Source organism: Rheinheimera texasensis (assembly GCF_964031785.1).
GTDB lineage: Bacteria > Pseudomonadota > Gammaproteobacteria > Enterobacterales > Alteromonadaceae > Pararheinheimera > Pararheinheimera texasensis_A.
In genome coordinates, this window is sequence record NZ_CAXIRE010000003.1 from 1 (window position 1) to 5,256 (window position 5,256).

At 52.2% G+C, this 5,256-nt stretch carries 6 protein-coding genes; 4 read left to right on the top strand and 2 right to left on the bottom strand.

Annotation, left to right across the window (positions count from 1 at the left end):
* The coding region (locus tag ABNT34_RS00105) for a hypothetical protein (RefSeq protein WP_348727648.1) at positions 1 to 227 on the bottom strand (227 nt) is incomplete at its 3' end.
* 92 nt (positions 228 to 319) lie between these two features.
* Here ABNT34_RS00105 and ABNT34_RS00110 point away from each other — a divergent pair.
* Complete coding sequence (locus tag ABNT34_RS00110; protein WP_348727650.1) at positions 320 to 673, top strand: hypothetical protein; 354 nt, start codon at positions 320 to 322, stop codon at positions 671 to 673.
* Between the two features lie 4 nt (positions 674 to 677).
* Here ABNT34_RS00110 and ABNT34_RS00115 read toward each other — a convergent pair whose 3' ends face one another.
* Complete coding sequence (locus ABNT34_RS00115) at positions 678 to 1,025, bottom strand: cytochrome c (protein ID WP_348727652.1); 348 nt, start codon at positions 1,023 to 1,025, stop codon at positions 678 to 680.
* A 104-nt stretch (positions 1,026 to 1,129) separates the two neighbouring features.
* Here ABNT34_RS00115 and ABNT34_RS00120 point away from each other — a divergent pair, with 104 nt between their 5' ends.
* The 3 genes from ABNT34_RS00120 to ABNT34_RS00130 all read left to right on the top strand — a co-directional run bounded on the left by ABNT34_RS00120 (position 1,130) and on the right by ABNT34_RS00130 (position 5,016).
* The gene (locus tag ABNT34_RS00120) at positions 1,130 to 1,441 is read left to right on the top strand and encodes a DUF3630 family protein (RefSeq protein WP_348727653.1); all 312 of its coding nucleotides are present in this window, start codon (positions 1,130 to 1,132) and stop codon (positions 1,439 to 1,441) included.
* 27 nt (positions 1,442 to 1,468) lie between these two features.
* Positions 1,469 to 4,345 (top strand): EAL domain-containing protein, encoded by a 2,877-nt coding sequence (locus tag ABNT34_RS00125; RefSeq protein WP_348727655.1) that lies wholly within the window; start codon positions 1,469 to 1,471, stop codon positions 4,343 to 4,345.
* A gap of 74 nt (positions 4,346 to 4,419) precedes the next feature.
* Positions 4,420 to 5,016, top strand: coding sequence for a YkgJ family cysteine cluster protein (locus ABNT34_RS00130; protein ID WP_348727657.1), 597 nt, complete (start codon positions 4,420 to 4,422; stop codon positions 5,014 to 5,016).
* The last annotated feature ends 240 nt before the right edge of the window (positions 5,017 to 5,256 follow it).

Below are 5,256 nucleotides of genomic sequence, written 5' to 3' on the forward strand. Positions count from 1 at the left end.
TTTCGAGCGGAACCGGGGTCGGTTTTTCTTTGGTTACTTTCTTTTGCTGAAACAAAAGAAAGTGACTCACCGACAGGTGAATTCTTTGCTAGGCGGACTAGCGGCAGCAAGAAAAAATGATTCACACAATCAAAACCACCGCCCGTCAGGGCAAAAAACCAAACCTGCGCTAAGCCTCTGATAAACCCCTGATAAAACCCGCATAAATTTCTGATATCGCACCACAAGCTCTAGGCCTGCCCTTGTGCTTTTTGCATGCTGGAACTGTTTCCTCTGCCGGAAACATCCAAGCAAAAACCACAAAAAACAGGACGTCCTCATGAAAAAATTACTGATCTTATCTGCACTGGTGTTATCTGCGTCAGCACTGAGCTCTTCGGCCTTTGCCGCCGATTTACGCTGCACTGTCGGTGGTGACAGCCAAATTGGTGACTGCGATGCGATGATCTGGGGCAAGCGCACTGCACCAGCATCATTTAAAGTAGAAAACACCGTCAAACCGGTCAGCCAGTACCTTTGGCAGTCGCCTTCTGTTTGCAAAACCAAAACTACCTACAACTGCAGCTTCACTGCCACCGCGATGGCGACTTACACCGGCTCAGTGCTGGTGCTGTACACCGACGGCACTTATGAAAGCCTGACCGGCACACTGCGTTACGAAGACGGCCGCTAAGCCGTTATTTGCCGGCAACAGCCTCAGTCGTCGCGACAGGGGCTGGTTGTTGTGCGGCAAAAAACGCCGCAATATCAGCAATATCCTGATCGGTCAGGCCTTGTGCCATCGGCGCCATAATTTGGTGTTGGCGCTGGCCGTCCCGGTAAGCCGTTAACGCTTGTTGCAGATAACCAGCTTTTTGGCCGGCCAGATTTGGATAATCCGGCAACACCGAAATGCCGGTGGCGCCGTGACAAGCCACACACATGGCGGCTTTTGTCTGACCGCGGCTGATATCTGCCTGCGCTGCCGATTCTGCCAATAAAAACGTCGAAAAACCGAGCAAGATCAATAACATCAATGTCTTCATCTGCAGCTCCTGGATATGGTGACCGTTTTCAGTAAAGCAAAAGGCCCTGATTACACAAGAAAATTGCTAAAATCGACGCTTTGACTGACGAGAACGACGCCGGCATGCTGCAACTGTTACACATCAACCTTATCGATAATCCGTCGCCGCAGCTGCAGCTCACCTTTAACCAGCAGCCGGATCCGGTCAGCGACGGACCGCTGTTGCAGCAATGGTTGCAGAACTTTGCGCCGATTAGCCGGCTTCAGACGGAAAGTAGTCTGGATTTAGTGTTGATCCGCTTTTACTTTAACGAGCAGCCGTTTTATCTGCATGCCGAGCACTACAGCGAGAGCTGCTGGATTGATACTGACAGTCAGGCCGCAGATATGCTACTGTCAGAGCTTCATCGCTTGCTGGCTCAAGATCTTGTTTAGAATTCATTTGCTTAGCGGAAATAGAACATGACACAGCGCTGTTGGTTGTTTTGCTGGTTGTTGTTGCTTGGCTGGCTAAGTCCCGCAGCGCTGGCTTTTCATGCCGAAAGTATCCGCATCGACCCGGCGGTCAAACAACAAAATCTGTTCCCGAATTTGTATTACCAGCAGGTCGACCCGGCGATTGGCGTAGAAGATATCGTGTTTGAACCGGCCCGCCTGCATGCCTTTGTGCCCTTGGACCAGCCCAATCAGGCGCTGCGCAGTTATCCGGAAGCCGTCTGGTTTCTGGCCCGGTTACATTATGGCGGTCAGCGCCCCGGCTCCGTGGTGCTGAACTATGAATCCATCAATGCCGACCGTGTCGAATTTTATCTGTACGACCGGCAAAGCCATGAACTCAGCCTGCTGAACCGCTCTGGTACTGAATTCCCGTTCAGCGAACGTATGCTGCAGGCGCGCAGTTTTGCTGTGACGCTGAATTTTAAAGCCGATCAGGAACTGGATTTACTGGTCAAAGTGCAGGACGGCGCTGTGATCTCGTCGAATCTGCAGCTGTTCAGCAGCGAAGAATTTGGCCGGCAGTTGCTGCTACGGCAAATCTCGGATGGCCTGATTTTAGGTATTTTGCTGGTGATGGCGTTTTATAACGCCTTGCTTTATCTGAACGTGCGCGAGCCGCTGTATGGCCATTTTGCCGGGTTCTTTTTTAGTTTCAGTCTGTTGGTGTCGATTTTAAACGGGGCCGGCTTTGCCATCCTATGGCCGGAATATCCGGAACTGAATCCGTCGTTGTTTTATGTTGCCGGCGGCGCCTGTATGTTGTTCCTGACCCTGTTAACACACGCCGTGACCCATAACCAGCAACGTTGGCTGCTGTGGCTGAACCTTGCCTCAGGCGCAGCCTTGTTATTCACACCGTTGTATGCGCCGCGCAGTCTGCAGCTGGATATTCTGCTGCTGGTCGTCTGTCAGGTGATGCTGACCAACCTGCTGCAGGCGGTACGGTATGGTTTCAGCGGCCTGCCGCTGTCGCGCACTTTTGCCATTGGCTGGTTATTGTTTTTTGTTGCCAGCGCCGTGTTAGTGCTGACTGAATTTGGGTATCTGGACCAGCCGCATCTGTGGCAATGGCTGCTGGTGTTGTCAGTCATTTGCAGCATGTTGCTGATGAGCTACAGCCTGGCGCAGCGGCTGCAAAATGCCAGTCAGCAAAGCGCCGAAGCGCATCAACACACCATCCGTTCGCTGCAACAATATTACGACATTTACCACAATGCCGTCGAAGGCTTGTTCAGCACGACGCTGGAAGGCCAGCTGTTATCGGCCAACCGCGCTTTGCTGAATATCCTCGGCTATCAGGAACTGAGCCAGATGGAAGTGGACGTCAGAAAACACGGCATGGGCCGCTATTACGCCAATCCGGACGACCGGCTGCAGATGGTGCGCCAGCTGCAGCACCTGAGTAATCAGAGTTTTGAACTGCGTGGTTTGCGTGCTGACGGCACGCCATTCTGGGCGCTGATGTCAGCCCGTTTAAGCCGCAATGCCCAGGGCGAAGCCTTTGTGCATGGTTCGTTGATTGACATCACTGAGCAGAAAGTCGCCAATGAACAACTGGCTTATCTGGCGTCGCACGACCCGCTGACCGGCCTGTACAACCGGCATCATTTCCTGGTGCTGGCCCAGCAAGCCTGGCAGCGCCGTCAGCTGGAACAACAAAGCTGTGCTGTGCTTTTTATCGACATCGACCAGTTTAAGCTGGTCAATACCACCTGTGACCACGCCGCCGGCGACGCCTTGCTGAAACAAATTAGTGACCAGTTAAAACGTGCGCTGGGCCAGACCGGTGTGCTGGCGCGCATTGGCGGTGACGAGTTTGGTGTGTTATTACCGGGCAAAACCGCGCAGGAAGCCTTCAGCGTCGCTTATTCCCTGCTGGATGTGGTGAAGGAATTCCGCTTCTTCTGGCAGGACAGTCTGTTTAGCATCAGCGTCAGTATTGGTCTGACTGAGATCACGCCGGATGATTTGTCCGCCGAACAAACGCTGAAAAAAGCCGACTCGGCCTGTTTTGTTGCCAAAGAAAAAGGCCGCAACCGCATTCATCTGTTTAATGCCGACGACTCGGAACTGCAGAAACATCAGTCCGAAGTGCAGTGGCTGCAGGTGCTGCGCCACGCGCTGGAGCAAGACAAATTTGTGCTTTATATGCAGCCCATTCAGGCCATCCAGCAGCGTGACACGCTGGCGCATTATGAACTGCTGCTGCGGCTGGTCGGTGACGACGATACCATTATCGCACCGGGGAATTTCTTAAGCTCGGCCGAACGTTATGGCCTGATGCCACAAATTGACCGCTGGGTACTGCGCAGTTATTTCCGCTGGCTGGCGCAACATCCACAGCATCTGACCACTTTGGGCCTCGCCAGTATTAATTTGTCCGGCGCGTCACTGGTGGATCCGCTGTTTAAAGCTTATGTGCAAAGTTTGCTGGATGAATATCAAATCCCGGCGCGGCATATCTGCTTTGAAATTACTGAAAGTATGGCCATTCTGAACTTGCAGAACACGCTGGATTTTATTCATCATTTCAGAGGCTTAGGTTGTCATTTTTCGCTGGATGACTTCGGCAGCGGGTTTTCTTCTTATGGTTATCTGAAAAACTTCCCGGTCGATTTTGTCAAAATTGACGGCAACTTTGTGCGCGACCTGCTGGAAGATAAATACGACCGCGCCATCGTCAATTCCATTCACGACGTGGCAACGGCGATGGGCATTCAGACCATTGCCGAATTTGTCGAAAATCAGGACATTTTGCTGGAGTTAAAGCGAATGGGCGTCAATTACGCGCAGGGCTATGGCATCGCCAAACCCAAACCACTGGCGGATATTCAAGGCTAAGCGGCTCCAGCAGACAATGCTTGCCGCAGCATGCTGCTGCTCAGTACAATACGCGCCCATTCTGAGGTGCCGCCATGCAACAACGTTTACAACATTTATCCGACCAGGTCGAACAGGTCTTCACCGACATCGGTCAGCGTTATGCGCAATATCAGCGTGAGCGCGGGCTGTTTTGCCGCAGCGGTTGTGGTGAATGTTGTTTGCATCCTGGCATTGAAGCCACAGTGCTGGAAATGCTGCCACTGGCGTTTGAACTGGTGAAAGAAGGCAAAGCCGAAAGCACGCTGGACGCTTTAGCGGCGCACGACAAAGACGGTTGTTTCTTCTATAGCCGTCACTCAGAAGATGGCAAACAAGGCCAGTGCAGCGTCTACTTAAAACGCCCCGGCATCTGCCGCCTGTTCGGCGCCGCCGGTTATAACGGCCGCGAAGGCGAAGTGCAGCTCAGCGTCTGCAAGAATATTAAAGCCGACCATCCACAAGCCTATCAGGACACGCTGATCGCGCTGGAATCCGACCCACCACCGATGATCCGCAACGGCAAAGAACAAATCCGCCAAATCGACTATGAACTGGGCGGCATGAACTTCCCTATCAACGAAGCAATGGAACAAGCGCTGCAAAAAGTGCTGTTTGAGCAGTATTACCTGGGTCTGGCAGACGCAGAGTAAGCTGGGTTTTGCCCGTTGGGCAGTTGTTTTATCTAAGTAATCATTTTTGCCTTGGCGTCTAGTCCGTCTAGCAAAGAGTTCACCTAACGGTGAGTCACTTTCTTTTGTTTCAGCAAAAGAAAGTAACCAAAGAAAAACCGCACGGTAAGGTTCACACTCATAGGTGACACATTAGTTCAAAGACATAGGTAACACTTCTCTGGATGAATAAACCAACATCCGGAGTGAACTATGCCGTGG